General features: G+C 68.0%; 14 protein-coding genes. 7 read left to right on the top strand and 7 right to left on the bottom strand.

Features of this window, described 5'->3' with window-relative positions:
• Together AC0Z6F_RS20575 and AC0Z6F_RS20570 are read left to right on the top strand one after the other, a co-directional pair.
• Positions 1 to 393: hypothetical protein (locus AC0Z6F_RS20575; protein ID WP_485618280.1), on the top strand; the 393-nt coding region annotated here is incomplete at its 5' end.
• A gap of 208 nt (positions 394 to 601) precedes the next feature.
• Positions 602 to 1,009, top strand: a complete 408-nt coding sequence (locus AC0Z6F_RS20570; protein WP_005412102.1) for a YciI family protein — start codon at positions 602 to 604, stop codon at positions 1,007 to 1,009.
• Here AC0Z6F_RS20570 and AC0Z6F_RS20565 read toward each other — a convergent pair.
• A complete protein-coding gene (locus tag AC0Z6F_RS20565; protein ID WP_485618281.1) occupies positions 987 to 3,068 on the bottom strand; it encodes a gluconolaconase in 2,082 nt (693 codons plus the stop codon). The genes AC0Z6F_RS20570 and AC0Z6F_RS20565 overlap by 23 nt on opposite strands.
• A gap of 167 nt (positions 3,069 to 3,235) precedes the next feature.
• Between AC0Z6F_RS20565 and AC0Z6F_RS20560 the strand changes: the two genes are divergently transcribed.
• Positions 3,236 to 4,756: a tetratricopeptide repeat protein gene (locus tag AC0Z6F_RS20560; RefSeq protein WP_012509910.1), complete on the top strand. Its 1,521-nt coding sequence runs from the start codon at positions 3,236 to 3,238 to the stop codon at positions 4,754 to 4,756.
• Positions 4,757 to 4,850: 94 nt separating this feature from the next.
• Here the strand turns inward: AC0Z6F_RS20560 and AC0Z6F_RS20555 are convergent, their stop codons facing one another.
• Both AC0Z6F_RS20555 and cycA read right to left on the bottom strand, forming a co-directional pair.
• Positions 4,851 to 5,627, bottom strand: coding sequence for a lytic transglycosylase domain-containing protein (locus AC0Z6F_RS20555; RefSeq protein ID WP_012509909.1), 777 nt, complete (start codon positions 5,625 to 5,627; stop codon positions 4,851 to 4,853).
• A 318-nt stretch (positions 5,628 to 5,945) separates the two neighbouring features.
• Positions 5,946 to 7,319: a D-serine/D-alanine/glycine transporter gene (gene cycA / locus AC0Z6F_RS20550; RefSeq protein ID WP_004139828.1), complete on the bottom strand. Its 1,374-nt coding sequence runs from the start codon at positions 7,317 to 7,319 to the stop codon at positions 5,946 to 5,948.
• Between the two features lie 229 nt (positions 7,320 to 7,548).
• Between cycA and AC0Z6F_RS20545 the strand changes: the two genes are divergently transcribed.
• Positions 7,549 to 9,165, top strand: a complete 1,617-nt coding sequence (locus tag AC0Z6F_RS20545) for an EAL domain-containing protein (protein WP_004139826.1) — start codon at positions 7,549 to 7,551, stop codon at positions 9,163 to 9,165.
• A 318-nt stretch (positions 9,166 to 9,483) separates the two neighbouring features.
• On the opposite strand, the gene AC0Z6F_RS20540 is transcribed toward AC0Z6F_RS20545, so the two are convergent.
• Complete coding sequence (locus AC0Z6F_RS20540; protein WP_012509908.1) at positions 9,484 to 10,668, bottom strand: MFS transporter; 1,185 nt, start codon at positions 10,666 to 10,668, stop codon at positions 9,484 to 9,486.
• On the bottom strand, positions 10,665 to 11,843 hold the full coding sequence (locus AC0Z6F_RS20535) for a serine hydrolase domain-containing protein (RefSeq protein WP_485618283.1): 1,179 nt from the start codon (positions 11,841 to 11,843) through the stop codon (positions 10,665 to 10,667). The genes AC0Z6F_RS20540 and AC0Z6F_RS20535 overlap by 4 nt, the downstream gene beginning before the upstream one ends.
• Positions 11,844 to 12,070: 227 nt before the next feature.
• Between AC0Z6F_RS20535 and AC0Z6F_RS20530 the strand changes: the two genes are divergently transcribed.
• Together AC0Z6F_RS20530 and AC0Z6F_RS20525 are read left to right on the top strand one after the other, a co-directional pair.
• The gene (locus tag AC0Z6F_RS20530; protein WP_012509906.1) at positions 12,071 to 12,970 is read left to right on the top strand and encodes a LysR family transcriptional regulator; all 900 of its coding nucleotides are present in this window, start codon (positions 12,071 to 12,073) and stop codon (positions 12,968 to 12,970) included.
• Positions 12,971 to 13,210: 240 nt separating this feature from the next.
• Complete coding sequence (locus tag AC0Z6F_RS20525) at positions 13,211 to 14,818, top strand: ABC-F family ATP-binding cassette domain-containing protein (protein ID WP_012509905.1); 1,608 nt, start codon at positions 13,211 to 13,213, stop codon at positions 14,816 to 14,818.
• Positions 14,819 to 14,922: 104 nt separating this feature from the next.
• Here AC0Z6F_RS20525 and AC0Z6F_RS20520 read toward each other — a convergent pair whose 3' ends face one another.
• Positions 14,923 to 16,248, bottom strand: coding sequence for a GTP-binding protein (locus tag AC0Z6F_RS20520; protein ID WP_012509904.1), 1,326 nt, complete (start codon positions 16,246 to 16,248; stop codon positions 14,923 to 14,925).
• A 69-nt stretch (positions 16,249 to 16,317) separates the two neighbouring features.
• Here AC0Z6F_RS20520 and AC0Z6F_RS20515 point away from each other — a divergent pair, with 69 nt between their 5' ends.
• The gene (locus tag AC0Z6F_RS20515) at positions 16,318 to 16,692 is read left to right on the top strand and encodes a MerC domain-containing protein (protein WP_012509903.1); all 375 of its coding nucleotides are present in this window, start codon (positions 16,318 to 16,320) and stop codon (positions 16,690 to 16,692) included.
• 269 nt (positions 16,693 to 16,961) lie between these two features.
• Here AC0Z6F_RS20515 and AC0Z6F_RS20510 read toward each other — a convergent pair whose 3' ends face one another.
• Positions 16,962 to 17,246: a metal/formaldehyde-sensitive transcriptional repressor gene (locus AC0Z6F_RS20510; protein WP_012509902.1), complete on the bottom strand. Its 285-nt coding sequence runs from the start codon at positions 17,244 to 17,246 to the stop codon at positions 16,962 to 16,964.
• Positions 17,247 to 17,261: the final 15 nt, after the last annotated feature.

Here is a 17,261-nt window from a genome sequence, read left to right as displayed (position 1 = left end):
CATCAAACTGAAACTGAAAGGTCTCAGCCCGATAAAGTACCGGGAGCAGGCCCAATCGGCCGCCTGACCCCGTCCAAGTCTCGGGGGTCACTTCATCCCTGGGGGCTTGGCCGCGGCATCCATGCCGCGGACACCCCCGCCCCGCCTACCCACCCGGCCTTGGACAAGTTCCTGTCTCCGTTCCACCACGGGAAGATCAAGAAAAAAAGCAAAAGCAAAAGCAAAAGCAAAAGCAAAAGCAACGGCGGTTGGCTGGCGGCCTCGGCTTTGCGAGCGAAGCGACCCGCTTTCGCTCTTGTTGTTGATTTCCCGTGGTGGTTCGGCGACCGGAATCTGTCAGGGGTCGGGCGGGTGGGATTGGCGGGGTATCCGCGCCATGGATGGCGCGGCTAAGCCTCCAGGGACGGATTCACGGCGTCCCCGCCAATCCCACCCGCCCGCCCCCCCCTCTGAAACCCAGCTTTCAGCGACCAACCCAACCCCACCACGGAGGGGCTCCGCCATTCGCCGATCGCCCGCCGCAGGCGGCTTTTCGCGCTGCAGCATGCCGGCAGGCAAACCTGCGCCATCATGGACACCCCGCCCCCGCCTGGACCGTCCCATGCAGCAGTACCTGCTTCTGATCTACATCGAGCCTGCCTTGCTGCAGGCGCTGCCCACCGAGGAATTCAACGCGCTGATGCGCGATTGCCTCGCCCACGCCGACAAGCTGCAGGCCGAGGGCACGCTATTGGCCGCGCAGAAACTGCAGCCGGTCGACACCGCGCAGACCCTGCGCGTGCGCGATGGCCACAGCCGCGTACTGGATGGCCCGTTCGCAGAAACCCGCGAACTGCTGGCCGGTTTCAACCTGATCGTCGCCCGCGACCGCGACGAAGCCATGCGCATCGCCCGCGACTTCCCGTGGGCGCGCTTCGGCAGCATCGAGGTGCGGCCACTGGAAGACATGGACGCCGAGCGCGAACGCTGCGGCGCCCCGGCTGCGGCTATGGCAGCAGCCGTACTCTGATCTCGCGCGGGCCCACGCCTTCGTTACCGCTGTAGTCGCGCACGCTGGCGCGCACGATGTACTCGCCCGGCGGCAGCGCCGCCGGCTGCCAGCGCCCGGTTTCCATCAGGCCATCACGCACGGTGTTGGTGGCCAGGTAACGGAACCGGGTCACCGCACTGCCATGCACCGTGATACCGCTGTCCGGTGCGTAGGCCACGCGCACCGCTTCCATCTGCGGCGGCATGCGGTTGAACACGATGTTCCAGCGCGGCTGCTCGTAACCCTGCAGCGGCTGTCCCCCAGCATCGAGGATCTGGTAGCCCACCTGGTACATGCCCAGCCGGCGCCGCGGCAGGTTGTTGTCGACCTGGTCCCAGGCCTCGACCACGATCTGCACGCCACGTCCCTGCCGCGCCAGCATCACCACGCCGTCGCTGCCCGCCGCCAGCGGCTGGTCGTTGTCGTCCAGCAGCGCCACATCGGTGATGCGCGGTGCGAAGTGGTCGGCGTAGTTATGGAAACCCAGCGCCACGGCGTTGGTTTCGAAGCCGCCGGTGCCCACCGCCAGGTGCACGTGCGCCTGGTTGTTGATGCTGCCCAGGCGATCGCCAACGTGGATGCGCGTGCCGCGACGCACGCGCATCCGCTCCAGCTTGCCCTGCTCGTCGTACAGCGCCTGCCAGCGCGCATCGAACGGCTGGTCACGCGGGGTGCGGCCGACCCGCATGTGGATGTACTTGAGGCGGTCCACTGCCAGGCCCTCGGCCTGCCCACCCAGGCTCCACGCCGCTACCGGGCTGCTGATCTTGCCATCGGCGATCGCCAACACGGTCTGGCCGACATCGCCGCGCACATCGAAACCACCGTGCAGGTGGTGGCGGCTCTCGCCCTTGAAGTTGCCGCGCACCTCGCCCAGCGTGCCCACCACTTCATGCCAGCCGTCCTGGGGTGCCAACGGCCAGCGCCCACCGGTGTCCGGCAACGCTGCATCGGCAGCGGGCCCGACCAGCGCCGGTGCCGGCAAATCACCCACCGGCAGCGGGCGCAGGCGGTGCAGGCGATAGCTGGCGGAATCGGCGACCAGCACGCTGCCATCGGCATCCATCGCCAGACCACTGGGGCGGGCCAGGCGTGGCAGGCGGCCGTTGCCCACCAGCGCGATCTGGTGGCCCTGCGGTGTTACCTGCACGATGCGGCCATCAAGGTCACCCACGTACAGCACGCCGTCGTGCGTGGTGGCCAGCGACAACGGCCCATTGATCACGCCGCCATCGCCCAGCAGCGTGCTGACCATGCCGTCGGCACCGACCCGACGCACCGCATTGTTGAACAGGCCGGCCACCAGCAGCGCGCCATGGGCATCGAAGGCCAGCGCCACCGGCGTATCGAAGCGCGCCGCGACGCCCAGGCCATCGGCCAGCCCCGGGCGCTCGCCGCCGGCCAGGGTACGCACGTTGCCGTCGGTGCCGATCACCCGGATGCGGTCGTTGAAGGTGTCGGCCACATAGACCTGGCCCTGCGCGTCCACCGCGATGCCCATCGGTGCATCGAAGCGCGCTTGCGCGGCCGGTCCATCGGCGTACCCCTGCTCGCCACCGGCCAGCGTGGTCACCTGGCCATCGGTGCCGATGCGGCGGATGGCATGGTTGCCGGTGTCGGCCACGTACAGGTTGCCCTGCGCATCGGCGGCGATGCCCGACGGCGTATTGAAGCTGGCCTGCAGCGCCGGGCCATCGATGCGCCCCTCGCCCTGCCCGGCCACGGTCTCGATGCGGCCATCCGGCTGGCGGCGGCGGATGCGGTTGTTGTCGCCGGCATCGGTGAAGTAGATGCTGCCATCGGCACTGCGCAGCAACGCATAGGGATCGGCGAAGCGGGCCTGCGCGGACGCACCATCGCGGTCACCGGGATGACCGTCGCCGGCCAGCATCTCGATCTGCGCGGTCCAGGCCAGTGGCGTGGGCGCCGGGCCTGCCGGTTCAGCCAAGGTCTGCAGCGGTGAATCCCACCAGGTCGCGGCCAATGCCACCGCCGTTGCCAACGCGACCCCTGCCGCCATCCATTGCCACCGTGCCATCGTGCTGCGTTGCCTCTGCCTGCAATCTGAAGAGGCACCGACGATAGACGCTGCGCGCGCGATCCGCCATGGCCAAACGTACTCCTGATCGCCAGAGTTCCATCCATCGCGCTTGTCCTCGCTGGCTGCAGCAGGTTCAATGCTCTTCCCACGGATGGAGAATCTCCATGCCCCGCGTTCTCCCCCTCACTGCCCTGCTGCTGGCCGCACTGGCGGGCAGCCCCGCCTCCGCCTCCATCGCGGTGGCACCACAGAAGCCGTCCGTCACCAGCGACGCGGTGCATACGGCCTATGCCACCCGTTGGGACGAAGCGATCCAGCAGTCACGCAGCGGTAACACGCTGGGCGCGTTGATCGCCATGGAACAGCTGATGGAAGATCCGCTGCTGGACGATTTCGATGCCGAGCATCGCGGTCGCGCCGCGCAGGTGGCGGGCTGGACCGCATTGATGCAGAAGAAGCCGGCGCAGGCCCGGCGCTATCTGCAGCGGGCGCAGGAGTCGTTGCCGGACGATGCACAGATCCTGCTGACCCTGGTGTCGCTGGAACTTTCCGAAAACCAGCCGGCTCCGGCTACCCGGTACCTGGTGCAGGCGCTGAAGCACGCCGAGGGCCCGCTGCCGATCGAGCGCCAGCCGATCAACTACCTGCAGTACCGCCTGCGCGACCAGCCACAACGACGCATGGAACTGCTGCAGGCGCTGTTCGACAACGGCTGGAAGGGCGGTGGCGTGGAGCCGACCGGGCTGTGGCTGGCGTTGGCCACGCTGCAGGCCGACAACGGCCGCGGCGACGACATCCCGACCACGCTGGCACGCATCAATGGCCCGGCCGAAATCATCCGCCTGCGCAGTGACAAGCGCTTTGATCGCTATGTCGACCGCGGCGATGCACGCTTCGATCCGGTGCAGGCCGCACAGAAGCATCTCGATGAGCTGCGTGTGTCTGGCCTGCTCGACCGCGCCCTGGACGCGCGCATGGCCGAGTTCAGCAATACGCTGCTGATGCTCGACCGCAACGAGGAAGTCCTGGCCCTGACCGATGGCATGGCCCGCGCAGCGGCCGAAGGCGAATCCCCGTCGGCGGCCGAAGCCGAATGGGTCGCGTGGCTGCTCAACAGCCGGCTCACCGCGCTGCGTCGGTTGGGGCGCACCGACGATGCGCTGGCCACCGCCAAGCTGGCTGCGCGCATCGGTGCGCTGGGCCCGGATGGCGCCGAGCACCAGTTCAACGTCGGCTTCGTGCTCAGTTCGCTGGGCCGCCTGCAGGACGCCACCGCAGCGGTGAATGACATGCAGGGCCTCGGCGGCTACGGCAAGGCAGCACAGGCGTTGCTGCAGTTTGCCGCCGCGCGCGAACGTGGCGATGCCAAGGCCATGGACGCTGCTCGCGCGGCGATCCTCGCCGAGGGCGACGACGCCCGCCTGTTCCATCGCGAAATGCTGCTGGACGAGGGCAATCTCGATGGCGCGGCCGCCGTGCTGATCGAGCAACTGCGCTCCCCCGTCGAGCGAGGCGAGACACTGGCCTCCCTGCAGGACATGCGTACCTATCCGTCGCTGCCCGGTGACGTGAAGATCGATGCGGCCTGGCGTGCGCTGAAGCAGCGCGCCGACGTGCAGGCAGAAGTCACCCGCGTTGGCCGCATCGAACGCTACGAACTGGTCGGCAGCGCGACCTCACGCTGAGCAGGCCCCCTGTAGAGCCGAGCCCATGCTCGGCTGCCGGCACCATGAGCCGAGCATGCGCTCGGCTCTACACGACACATCCAGCACCGCCAGCCTATCGCGCGGGCACTTCGGTACGGATGCCCATCGCTTCGCGGTAGCGCGCATACAGGGCCATCACCTTGTCCACGTAGGCCAGGGTCTCGGCATAGGGCGGCACGCCCTTGTAACGGGTGACCGCTCCGATGCCGGCGTTGTAGGCGGCGGCGGCCAGTGGCCGATCACCGTTGTAGCGGCGCAGCAGCGCGCGCATGTAGCGGGCGCCGCCATCGATGGACTGCTGCGGCGAGAACGGATCGCTCACCCCGTACTCCTGCGCGGTATCCGGCATCAGCTGCATCACGCCCTGTGCGCCCTTGGTCGAGACCGCCAGCGCGTCGAAATTGCTTTCGGCGTGGGCGATCGCGCGCAACCATGCGTCATCCACGCCGGTGGCCTTGGCCGCGGCCTTGAACTGCTTGGCATGCTGCGCCAGCTGCGGCTTGCCGACCTTGCCCAGGCCTTCGTGCGCGGGCTCACCCGGTGGCGTGGCCACGGTGAACTTCAGGAATACCCGCGATCCGGGCAGGTTGCGGGTGGAATAGACCAGCGCGCCGTCCTGCTCGCGTTCGTACAGCACGCCACTGAACACGCCCATGTTGCCCCACAGATTCGGGGCCTGGACGGCGTTGTCGTCGATCTCCTTCGGCGTGCAGCGCGAGCCGGGTTCGGGAGCGGTGGCCAGGCTGACAGTATTGCCCTGCACGCAGCGGTAGACCGTGCGCGCGGCGGCCAGCCCGGGCCACAGGCTGGGCAGCAGCAACAGCGCGAGCAGGAGGGGGTGGCGGGACATGGCGGCCGGATGATCCGGCCGCGCCCGCTAACACCAAGTGAATGGGGGATTTGGCAGGGCTGCGCCCTGCACCTGCAGAGGCCAGATCACACGCAACGGCAAAGGCCGATCTCCTGCGGGGAGGCGGGGTGGGTCCACTGGCGGGAGACGCCGTAAACCCATCCCTGGGGGCTTGGCCGCGGCATCCATGCCGCGGACACTCCCGCCAGCGGACCCACCCCGCCTTCGATAGTTCCCTGCGGCTGATAGCAGATCCACGCCATGCGTGGATGACACGTCTGGAGACGATGGATCAATCGATGGAACGAAGACGTTGGATCACTTCGCGGTCCTGCGTCGCACCCAGTACCCCACGCCCAGCAGCACGAACCACGCCGGGCTGGCGATCAGGGCTTGGCGGGTATCGGCCTGCAGGCTCAGGAGAACCAGCACGCCTGCGAAGAACACCAGGCACGCCCAGCACATGGCAACGCCACCGGGCATCTTGAAGATCGAGGCGGCGTGGCGCTCCGGGTAGCGGCGGCGGTAGACCATGTAGGCCACCAGGATCAGCGACCAGACGAAGATGAAGAGCACCGTCGCCAGCGTGGTGACCAGGGTGAAGGCGGTCACCAGGTTGGGGATCAGGTAGATCAGCAGCGTGCCGCCGAGCAGGCACAGGCAGGAGAACAGCAGGCCGCGTGCCGGCACTGCGGCGCGCGAGAGCTTCGACAACCCGCGCGGCGCGTGGCCCTCTTCGGCCAGGCCGTACAGCATGCGGCTGGTGGAGAAGATGCCGCTGTTGGCCGAGGAGGTGGCCGAGGTCAGCACCACGAAGTTGATCAGGCTGGCCGCGGCGGGGATACCGGCCAGCACGAACAGTTGCACGAACGGGCTCTTGTCCGGCACCACCTGGCGCCACGGGGTGACGGCCATGATCGCGATCAGCGCCAGCACGTAGAAGATGATGATGCGCACCGGGATCGAGTTGATCGCCTTGGGCAGGTTGCGCTCGGGGTTGGCGGTCTCGGCGGCGGTGGTGCCGACCAGCTCGATGCCGACGAAGGCGAACACCGCGATCTGGAAACCGGCGAAGAAGCCGACCAGGCCCATCGGGAACATGCCGCCGTCATTCCACAGGTTGGACAGCGCGGCGGTATGGCCGCTGGGCGAAGTGAAGCCCCACGCCACCAGGCCCGCACCGGTGATGATCAGCGCACAGATCGCCACGATCTTGATCAGCGCGAACCAGAATTCCATCTCACCGAACAGCTTCACCGTCACCAGGTTCAGCGCCAGCAACAGCATCACGCAGGCCAGTGCCGGTATCCAGGCATCCAGCCCCGGGAACCAGAACTGCGCATAGGCGGCGATGGCGATCACATCGGCGATGGCGGTGACGATCCAGCAGAACCAGTACGTCCATCCACAGAAGAAGCCGGCCCAGGGACCAAGCAGGTCGGTGGAAAAGTCGATGAAGGATTTGTACTGCAGGTTGGACAGCAGCAGCTCGCCCATCGCGCGCATCACGAAGAACAACATCGCACCGATGATCAGGTAGACGAAGACGATGGACGGACCGGCCAGGCTGATGGTCTTGCCCGAGCCCATGAACAGGCCGGTGCCGATGGCACCGCCGATGGCGATCAGCTGCAGGTGGCGGTTGGACAGGCTGCGGCGCAGGTGCTCGGGGGGCGTTGCGGGCTCGGTCATGGGCGTGCACTGAGGCGGGCGAAGCGTTCGACGTTAGTCCTCCCCGGCCCGGAGCGCCAGCGCCGGACGGCCCGATCACGTCAATCGCGGTCGCTTTCATCACATTGTGACCGAATACCGGATTCGTCCCATTCCGCCCGGCCCGGCGCCATGCTCAGATAGCCGCACCTGCCCAAGGACCGGCCCCGACCATGCGCCCTGACCTGCCTGCCCCGCCGGAGCTCCAGCCATGAGCCGCCTGCGCATCATCATTGGTGGCACCGCGCTGGCGCTGCTGGCCGCAGCGGTGCCGATCGCGGTGATGGCCTATGCCACCTGGGACCGTGCGGTCAGTGTCGAGCAGCAGCGCCTGCGCGACATCGCCGGCCGCGCGCTGCGCCGTTCCGACCAGTCCTACCATGACGCGCTGGCCGCGCTGAAGTCGGCGGAGGCGGGCGCCCATGTGCCGTGCAGCCCGGACCATATCCAGCGCATGCAGACCCTGGTGATGACCACGCCGTCGATCGACCAGATGGGCTATTTCGAAGGCGGCACGCTGCGGTGCACGTCGTGGGGCCCGTTCCTGGCCGATGTGAAGCAGCCCAAGGCCGACCATGTGACCAGCGAAGGGGCCGGCATCGCGGTGGACGTGCGCCCCGAAGCCAGCGGCCGCCGCCAGGTGCTGTCGATCCTGTACGGCGCCTACGACGTACTGGTCGACCCGCGCCGTTTCGTCGATGTCATCGCAGACCCCAACGTGCGCCTGGCCCTGGCCAGCCCGGACGGCCGCCTGCTGGCCAAGCAGGACGGCATGGATCCGGCGCTGCTGGAGACCCTGCTGCGCAACCCGGGCGAAGGGCTGGACCACAACACCCTCTACGCCACCGCCCGCAATGGCGAATGGCTGGCGATCGCCACCACGCCACGCACGGCACTGGCCGCCACCTTCCGCCAGCAGGCATGGCTGTACGTACCGCTCGGGTTGCTGATGGCTGCCGTGGGTGCCGGCCTGGTGATCTGGCTGTCGCGCCGCCGGCTGTCGCTGCGCGGCGAACTGGCCACGGCGATCCGCCGCCGCGAGCTGTACCTGCACTACCAGCCGATCATCGAACTGGATACCGGCATCTGCGTCGGCGCCGAAGCATTGATTCGCTGGCAGCGTCAGGATGGCACCCAGGTCCGCCCCGACCTGTTCATTCCCCTGGCCGAAGAGACCGGCATGATCGGCGCGATCACCGACCTGGTGATCGAGAACGTGGTGCGCGACATGCGCGAGCTGCTGGTGGCCGACCGCAGCGCGCACATCGCGATCAATCTCGCCGCCGAGGACATCAGCAGTGGTCGTGCATTGAAGTTGATCGCCAAGCACATGGCCGGCAGCGGCATCCTGCCGCAGCAGATCTGGATGGAAGCGACCGAGCACGGCTTCCTCGACCTGGACCGCGCACGCACGATGCTGGCGCAGGCTCGCCGGGCCGGCCACAGCGTGGCGATCGATGACTTCGGCGTGGGCTTTTCCAGCCTGCAGTACCTGGAGCAGCTGCCACTGGATGCACTGAAGATCGACAAGTCGTTCATCGATGCGATCGGCACCGAGAGCGCCACCAGCCCGGTCACGCCGCACATCATCGACATGGCCAAGGAGCTGGGCCTGTGGGTGGTCGCCGAGGGCGTGGAGACCGAGGCACAGCTGGCGTATCTGCATACCCGGAAGGTCGAGTTCGCGCAGGGTTGGCTGTTCTCGCGGCCGCTGCCCCGCGATGAGTTCGTGGTGTTTCATCAGAAACGGCAGCAGCGCTATGGCGCGGCGCGGGAGCACATGCAGAACCCGCGGAGCGTGCCGATCGAGCGTGAGGGGATCGAGTAGGACGGCCAACGGCGGAGCCCCTCGTGGTGGGTCGCACTCGGCGGAACCGTCGGGGTGGGCCGGGTGGGTGGGCTGCGCAGGGGGCGCTGCAAGTACGTCCATGTAAGCTCGGTCGCCGCATCCATGCGGCTCACGCCCCTGCGCAGCCCACCCACCCGGCCACGGACACATTGCGGTGGCGTCCCACCACGGAATCAACAGAAGAGAGCAAAAGCAAACGCGGGTCGCTGCGCTCGGTGGATCCACGCCATGCGTGGATGACGTGGACCACGGTAGTGCCGGCCGCTGGCCGGCACCTCGGTAACGTCTGGTCTGCGCCTACGCCCAGGCCTTCGGCCGTGCCAGCAGCCACGCCGCGCTCACCGCCAGCAACAGCAACGGCAGCCAGCCCAGCTGGCTCGGGCCGCTGGCCTGCAACAGCACGCCACCGGCGACGCCACCGCCGGCAATCGCCAGGTTCCAGCCGGTCACCAGCATCGACTGCGCCAGATCCGCGGCAGCACCCGCGCGACGTGCCAGTGCGGTCTGGAACAGGGTTGGCACGGCGCCGAACGCCACGCCCCACAGGATCGTCGCCAGCAGCAGCGCCGTTGCCTGTCCCGGCCACAGCAGCAGGGCCAGCACCGGCAGCAGGAAGCCGATCACCGCCGCCCACACCAGCGCACGCAAGTGGCGATCCACGCCCCAACCGGCAATGCCGATACCGACGATGGCAGCCACACCGAAGGCCAGCAGCAGGCGGTCCAGCCATGGGCCGGCTCCGGCGTCCACCGCCAGCGGTTCGATGTAGGTGTACAGCACGTTGTGCGCCAGCACGTACAGCACCATCACCAGCAACGCGCTGCGTACACCGGGCATGCGCCACACCGTGCCCAATGACGTGCGCTGGCCGGCACCGGCGGCGGGCAACGCCGGCAGTGTCCAGCGCGCGTACGCCAGCAGCCCGACACCCAGTACGCTCATCAACACGAACGCCCAGCGCCAGCCGATCTGTTGGCCCAGCAGCGTGCCCGCCGGTACGCCCAGCGACAGCGCCAGCGGTGAACCGACCATCGCCACTGCAATCGCGCGGCCCTGCAGTGACGGCACCACCATGCGTGCGGCGTAGCCGGCCACCAGCGACCACAGCAGGCCACCACAGACGCCAGCAAGGAAGCGCGCGGCAAGGATCAGCGGATAGCTGCTGCTCACGGCGGTCAGCGTGTTGACCACCACGAAGCCGGCAATGGCGGCCAGCAACAAGGGGCGCCGCGGCAGGCGCTGGGTCAGCGCGGTCATCGGCAGTGCGGCCATCACCGAACCCAGTGCATACACGCTGACCAGCTGGCCCACCCCCGCATCACTCACACCCAGGCTCTCGCCCATCGGTCGCAGCACACCGGCCGGCAGGGTCTCGGTCAGCAGGGTGATGAAGCCGCCACCCGCAAGCGCCAGCAGGCCGGCCCACGGCAGGCGTGTGGCTTCGCCGGCGGGACTCGCCGCATCAATGGCATGACCGCTCATCGCGCAGCCTCCAGATCAGCATAGACGGCGTCACGCAGTTCATCGACGAAGGCGCCATCCATGCCTTCGTACAGGGTGTTGGTCAGCGCCACCACGCTCAGCCCGCGCGCGGGATCAACGAACCAGCTGTGGCCATAGGCACCGCCCCAGCGCCAGCTGCCTTCGCTTTGTGGCGTGCCACTGGCGGCGGCATCGCGCAGCACCGCAAAGCCCAGCCCGAAGCCCCAGCCGGCCGGCTCCGGCGGCCCCTGCTCGCCCACCTGCGGAGTGGCCATCTCGGCCACCAGCGCGGGCGGCAACAGATTCGAGGCCTGTACGTCGCGCAGTGCTTCCAGCACCGCCATCACCTCGTCGGCGCTGCCAATCAGTCCAGCACCGGCCGAAGGGAAACGGCTGGCATCGGTAGCACGGGCGAGGCTGTATTCGATGCCGACCGTACCCTCGAACGGTGCGACCACTTCGCCTTCCTGCAGGCGATGCGGCTGCGGCGTGTCACTCACATACGGCGTGGCCAGCCGTGCAGCATCGGTGGTCGCGAATGCGGTGTCGCGCAGGCCCAAGCGTGCGGCCAGCAAGCGCTCGAACAGTGCCTGCAGCGTTTCACCGGTCGCGGCTTCGGCCACGGCACCGGCCACATCCACGCCCAACGAGTACAACCATTGGCTCCCCGGCTCGAACAGCAGCGGCGCCTGCGCGATGCGATGCACGTTGTCGGCCAATGTCAGCGGATTCGCATCCATGCCATCGCTGACGCCGGCCCGGGCGTACGGGCCATCCGCATCGGCTTCGAGGAAGCGGTAACCCAGCCCGCTGCTATGGCTGAGCAGTTGGCGCAGGCTGATCGGCGGCGTACTGCCATCGGCCAGCGCCGGGCGGAAGTCCGGTAACCAGCGCTGTACCGGCGCATCCAGGTCCAGCACGCTATCGGCCACCAGACGCAGGATCACCGTGGTCAGCAGCGGCTTGCTGACCGATGCCAGCCGGAACAACTGCTCGCGCTGCATCGCGGCGCCCGATTCACGATCGGCCAGGCCGGTGGCGCTGGCATGACGCAGCACGCCGTGCTCGCGCACCAGCACCACCGCGCCGACCAGGCGTTGCGGGTGGACCTGCTGCAGCAACCGCTGTACCGACGGCAGGGCCGGCGCGGGGTCAAGGGAAAGGGCGGCGTTCATCGCGGTGATCCGTGGGGAGAGGCCGCCACGTTAGGCAGCATGTCACCGTGCAAAAAGCCGGTTGCCGCTCCGGGCATCATGGACCGTGCAGTCCGCAATCGGCATGATGGCCGGAACTGCAAGGCCGCAACGGTCGCCGCATCGTCCCGCACCACAGTGTTGCGGTGGCGGCGCCTGCCTCCGCGATCGCCGCCACCTACCCTGCCGCTTTCATTACCCACACGCCCATGTCAGTCCTGGACAACCTCGCCAACCTGCAGACCTTCGTGCATGCCGCCGACACCCGCAGCTTCGTCGAGACGGGGCGCCTGCAGGGCATCTCGGCCTCGGCCGCCGGCAAGTGCGTTGCACGGTTGGAGCACGCACTCGGCGTGCGCCTGTTCCACCGCAGCACGCGCAGCATCACCCTCACCGCCGAGGGCCAGCTGTTCCTGGCACGCTGCCGGCGCATCCTCGACGAGCGCGATGCCGCGCGCACCGAGCTGGCGCAGCCGCATGCCGCACCGAGCGGCACGCTGCGCATCGGCCTGCCGCTGGTGGGTGATCTCACTCTGCCGCTGATGGCCGAGTTCATGGCCGCCTACCCGGACATCCGTCTGGACCTGGATTTCAGCGACCGGCTGGTCGATGTCATCGAGGAAGGCTTCGACGCTGTGCTACGCGTCGGCGAACCCAGCGACTCACGCATGAACGCCCGACGCCTGGGCGTGTTCCCGCGCCGCATCGTCGCCTCGCCGGCGTACCTGCAGCGCCGCGGCGTTCCGCGTGCGCCGGCCGATCTGCTGCAGCACACCCTGCTGCACTACCGCTTCCCCAGCACCGGCAAGCTGGAGCTGTGGCCGATCCAGTGGCCCGGCAATGAAGCACCGCAGGAACTACCCGTGCACATGGTGGCCAACACCATCGAAGCACGCGTGGCGCTGGCACTGCGCGATATTGGACTGGCCTTCGTGCCAGTGCACTCGGTACGCGATGCGCTGGCCGATGGCCGGCTGCTGACCGTGCTGGACGAACACGTGCACTCCTGCGGCATCTTCCACCTGCTGTGGCCCTCGGGCCGCCACGTGCTTCCGAAGCTTCGGGTGTTCATCGACTTTGTCAGCGCACGCCTGGAAACCGTGCCGTAGGCCGGTAGATCCGCGCTCGATGGCCGTGCCACGTAGAGTCGAGCTTGCTCGACTGCTCCTCAAAAGCAGTCGAGCAAGCTCGACTCTAAAATTCGCACGCCCTGCGGGCGGTATAATCTCCCCTCATTCCTCCCAGAGGCTCGCGACCAATGCGCCATTGATGCCGCCGTCTTCCCACTAGACGGCCTGACTCTTCCCGCCCCTGCGCGCAGGGGAGAACCCGGCATCCATGGAGGTCGCATGACCCCGCATTCCCTCACGCTCGATCGCGTGTCGTATCGATTGGCCGACGGCCGAGTGCTGTTTTCCGATCTGTCGTTTTCCTTCGAACCGGTCGCCACCGGCCTGGTCGGTGCCAATGGCACCGGCAAAAGCGTGCTCGCACGCCTGCTGGCCGGGCGGCTGTCGCCCGACAGTGGCCAGGTGCGTGGCAGTGACCGCGTGTTCCTGTTGCCCACACCGGGCTATCCACCAGCCGGCACCGTGGGCGAGTTGGCCGGTGTGGGTGAAGCGCTGTCCGCGCTGGCACGCATCGAAGCCGGCAGCGTCGATGAGGCCGACTTCACCTGCGTAGGCGAGCGCTGGGACCTGCGCGAACGCCTGCAGCAGCAATGGCAGGCGCTAGGACTGCCCGACGATCTCGATCACGCCCAGCCTGCCGCACGCCTCAGTGGCGGCCAGGCGATGCAGGTGGCGCTGTCCGGCGCGTGGGCCAGCGGCGCCGACTGGTTGATCCTGGACGAACCCAGCAATCACCTTGATGCGCGTCATCGCCAGCAGCTGTACAAGCAGTTGCAGCAATGGCGCGGCGGCCTGCTGGCAATCAGCCATGATCGCGAACTGCTGGGCCGCATGCAGCAGATTGTCGAACTTGATGCGCGTGGCCTGCATCGCTATGGCGGCGCGTGGCAGCACTATGCCGAAGTGCGCGCCGCCGAACGCGAAGCCGCCGCCGCCCAGCTCGACCATGCGCGCGCCCAGCACCGACAGCAGCAACGCAGCGCGCGCGAGCAGAACGAACGCCAGCAGCAACGTCAGGCACGTGGCAATCGCGAAGCAAAGCAGGCCAACCAGGCACCGATCCTGCTCGGCCGCCAGAAGCAGCGTGCCGAAGCCAGCCTTGGTCGCGCGCAGCAGGTGCAGTCAGAACGCCTGCAGGCCAGTGCAGAGCAGCTGCGTGCAGCGATATCCGCGGTTCACACCGCGCCGGAACTGGCGCTGTTTGCCGGTGCGGGGGAACGTGGCAGCACGCGCCTGCTGCAGGCCGAGGCCTTGGTGCTGCCGCATGGCTGCAGTGCCCCGTTGCAGCTGGAGATCCGTCGCGGCCAGCGCATCGCCGTGGTCGGTGACAACGGCAGTGGCAAATCCACCCTGCTGCGTGTGCTGGCCGGCCAGCTGCGAGCGCGCGATGGCACTGTGCAACGCCACGCGCCACTGGCGCTGCTTGACCAGCAACTGCTGGGATTGTCCGGCGAGCACAGCATCCTCGATAGCGTACAGGCCGCCAATCCGGGGGCGGACCCGGGCGAACTGCGCACTCGGCTCGCACTACTGGGTCTGGACGCACAGCGCATCCAGCGCCCCGCCAGCAGCCTCAGCGATGGCGAACGGGTGAAGGGGGCGTTGGCAAGCGTGCTCTACGCCGATCCCGCGCCGCAGCTGTTGCTGCTGGACGAGCCCGGCAATGCACTGGACCTAAGCGCATTGCAGGCACTGGAGGAACTGCTGGCGGCATGGCCGGGTGCCTTGATGATGGTCAGCCACGACCTGCATCTGCTGCAGGCATTGCGGCCGACGCAGGTATTGCAGGTCACCGCCAACAGCTGGCAATGGCGCGACAGTCTGTAGAGTCGAGCCATGCTCGACTCCGCCATGCATCCATCCACGCATGACGTATCAACCAGGGGTAGTGCCGGCCGCTGGCCGGCAACCCATGGATCATCAATGCACCGTCAACGCTTCCACACAGGGAACGCCTGCGGCAACTGGTGCCACAACAATGGCCCCGCACGCAGCTCCTGGTCGTTGAGAAGGCACGCATCCAGCTCCGCACGCACCGCGCGCTCGTCCATGTGCACACCAATCACCACTAGCTCCTGGCGGCGATCACCCCACAATGGGTGCCACAGCCGCTGCATCGCCGTGTGCGCGGCCGAATCCGGGAATTCCTCAAGCCCCGGCAGCGGCGCGCTCCAGCAATCGGCCTGCTGCCGCGCCCATCCCAGGTCGCTGTAAGGCAACGGCGTCGGCGGCAACAACGGTGTGGTGTCTTCCAGCCTAGCCCGCACGCGGTCGCGCGCGGCATACCAGAAACCCGCCGCCTGCGTCCGCGTCGCCGCGCCCACGGTGTTCAACTCGCCTACCCAATCCATGCGGTTGGCCAGCCAGAACCAGCCCTTGCTGCGGATCACGCCGGGCATGCCGGACTGCAGCGCGCGGGCGAATCGCGCGGGGTGGAACGGACGCCGCGAACGGTAGACGAAGCTGCCGATGCCGTACTCTTCGGTTTCCGGTGTGTGCTCGCCACGCAGCTCCTTCACCCAACCCGGCGCGCGTTGCGCACGCTCCATGTCGAAGCGACCGGTATCCAGCAGCTCGGCCAACGGCACATCACCGAAGCTGGACAGCAGCAGCTTCGCATCCCGGTTCAAGCCACGCAGTACCGCCAGCGTGTCCTGCAACACTTCGTCATCCACCTGGTCCACCTTGCTGACCACGATCACGTCGGCGAACTCGACCTGTTCGCACAGCAGGTCGACCACACCGCGATCATCGTCCGGCCCGGCCTGCTGGCCGCGCTCGGCCAGGCGCAGGGTCGAACCGAAGTCGGCAAGGAATGCGCTGCCGTCGACCACCGTCACCATCGTGTCCAGCCGCGCGATATCACTCAGGCTGAAACCGTGCTCGTCGCGCACCGCGAACGTGGCCGCCACCGGCATCGGTTCACCGATGCCCGTCGATTCGATCAGCAGGTAGTCGTAGCGATCCGCATCAGCCAGGCGCCGCACTTCCTGCAGCAGGTCGTCGCGTAGCGTGCAGCAGATGCAGCCGTTGCTGAACTCCACCAGCGTCTCTTCGGTGCGGCGCAGTTCGGCGCCACCCTCGCGCACCAGCTGCGCATCGATGTTGACCTCGCTCATGTCGTTGACGATGACCGCCACGCGCAGGCCCTCGCGGTTGCGCAGGATCTGGTTGAGCAGGGTGGTCTTGCCGGCCCCGAGGAAGCCGGACAGCACGGTGACCGGAAGGCGACGGTCGGCGCGGGAAACAGTGTTCATGTCGGAGCGGGTTGGCTGCGGAACGGAAATGTTACTGTATAACAATTGTTGCGCAAGGAACCTCCCCCGATGAAGTCGCCTTCTGCCGTCCTGCTTGATGCCGGCGCGGTCGCCCTGTCCAGCCTGTGCCTGCTGCACTGCCTGGCGCTGCCCCTGCTGGCCGCCGCGCTCCCCCTGTTCGGCGCGTGGGCCGAAGCGGAATGGGTGCACCTGCTGTTCGTGGCCATCGCCCTGCCGCTGACCGGCTACGCGCTGTGGCGGGCCGAGCGCCGTCACCCGCTGCCGGTACTGGCCTGGGCCACCGCCGGCGTGGGTCTTGGCCTGCTGCTGGCCGGCGCACTGGCGCTGCCGACGCATGCATGGGAAACACCGATGACCGTCACCGGCAGCCTGCTGCTGGCCGCCACGCATATCTGGAACGCGCGGCACCGGCACGCGGGGTAGTGCCGGCCGCTGCCCGGCAACCGCATGAGCTTCGGACGCCACGGGTAGTGCCGGCCGCTGGCCGGCAACCGCGTGAGCTTCGGACGCCACGGGTAGTGCCGGTCGCTGGCCGGCAACCGCATGAGCTTCGGACGCCGCGGGTAGTGCCGGCCGCTGGCCGGCAACCGCATGAGCTTCGGACGCCGCGGGTAGTGCCGGTCGCTGGCCGGCAACCGCATGAGCTTCGGACGCAACCTGCAGTTGCCGGCCAGCGGCCGGCACTACCCCTGCTATTTGCCGTAGCGGCGCAGCAGCTCCACCAGTACTTCGGCCTCAGCCGCCCGCTGCTGCGGGTCCTCGGCGCCGACCACGTGCTCCTGCAGATGTTCGTGCAGCAGCTCCATCAGCAGGCTGTGGGCCGCACCGCGCACGGCGGCCACCTGCACCAGCACGTCCGCGCAGTCGCCAGCCTCACCCTCGGGCCTGTCCAGCGCCTGCTCCAATGCCGCCACCTGACCCGCGATACGGCGCACCCGGGTCAGCAGCTGCTTTCGATTCTTGTGTACATGAGCCATGGCGCGATCATATAC

The sequence above is a fragment of the Stenotrophomonas sp. 1L-E-5-B-C3 genome (assembly GCF_057292075.1).
This window is presented reverse-complemented; position numbering and strand designations above follow the sequence as displayed.